Source organism: Mesorhizobium sp. M7A.F.Ca.CA.004.04.2.1 (assembly GCF_004022825.1).
Taxonomy (GTDB): domain Bacteria; phylum Pseudomonadota; class Alphaproteobacteria; order Rhizobiales; family Rhizobiaceae; genus Mesorhizobium.
In genome coordinates, this window is sequence record NZ_RZPH01001357.1 from 1 (window position 1) to 1,252 (window position 1,252).

Below are 1,252 nucleotides of genomic sequence, written 5' to 3' on the forward strand. Positions count from 1 at the left end.
AATGTGAAGGCCCCGGCCACGTTGCAAATTGACAAGCGCACCGGGATTTGTCGAGAGTGAACCGGCTCCGCCAATTGGCACGGGCGGAGCGTCATGCTAGGCGTTTTGACCAAGCGATAAAAAAATAAGAGTGGGACAGGCTGCATGGCGCAAGCCGCAATCGAGTTGATCGGCATCAACAAGAGTTTTGGTGCGGTGCGCGCCAACCGGGACATCAACCTTGAGATCGGTCGCGGCACGATCCACGGCATTGTCGGCGAGAACGGAGCTGGCAAGTCGACGCTGATGTCGATCCTCTACGGCTTCTACCAGGCCGACAGCGGCGAGATCCGCGTTGGCGGCCAGTCGGCCTCGATCAAAACCCCCAATGACGCCATCGCGCTCGGCATCGGCATGGTGCATCAGCACTTCATGCTGGTCGACAATTTCACGGTGCTGGAGAACGTCATCCTCGGCGCCGAAAGCGATGCGCTCTTGAAGAAGAGCATCGCCAAGGCGCGCTCCGAACTGGAGCGGCTGGAGCGTGAATACGGGCTGGAAGTCGATCCCGATGCAATCATCGAGGAATTGCCGGTCGGCCTGCAGCAGCGGGTGGAGATCCTGAAGGCGCTCTATCGCGGCGCCGAGATCCTGATCCTCGACGAGCCGACGGGCGTGCTGACGCCGGCCGAGGCCGACCACCTGTTCCGCATCCTCGGGCAATTGAAAGACCAGGGCAAGACGGTGGTGCTGATCACCCACAAATTGCGCGAGATCATGGCCATCACCGACACCGTGTCGGTGATGCGCCAGGGCACGATGGTGGCGACGCGCGAAACCAGGAAGACGACTGTCGAGGAACTGGCCGAGCTGATGGTCGGGCGGCGCGTGCTCTTGCGGGTCGAGAAGGGCGAGGCCGAGGCCGGCGCCGTCAAGCTCGCTGTCAAGAACCTGACGGTGAAGGATACGCGCGGCGTAACCATGGTCGACGACATCTCCTTCGATATCAGGGCCGGCGAGATCGTCGGCATCGCCGGTGTCGCCGGCAACGGACAATCCGAACTGCTCGAGGCGATTTCCGGCATCAGGCGTGCGGTGTCCGGCTCGGTCATGCTCGACGGCAAGCCGATCGACCTGACCGGCGCCGCCGACCCGGGCGAACTGCGCGACCGCGGCCTGGCGCATGTGCCGGAGGACCGCCATCACGTCGGGCTGGTGCTGGCCTTCGAGGAGAACGAGAATTCGATCCTCGGCTATCACGATGATCCCCGTT

General features: G+C 62.9%; 1 protein-coding gene. It reads left to right on the forward strand.

Annotated elements, in window-relative coordinates; translation table 11 throughout:
• Positions 1 to 144: 144 nt before the first annotated feature.
• Positions 145 to 1,252: ABC transporter ATP-binding protein (locus EN893_RS34530; RefSeq protein WP_164901410.1), on the forward strand; the 1,108-nt coding region annotated here is incomplete at its 3' end.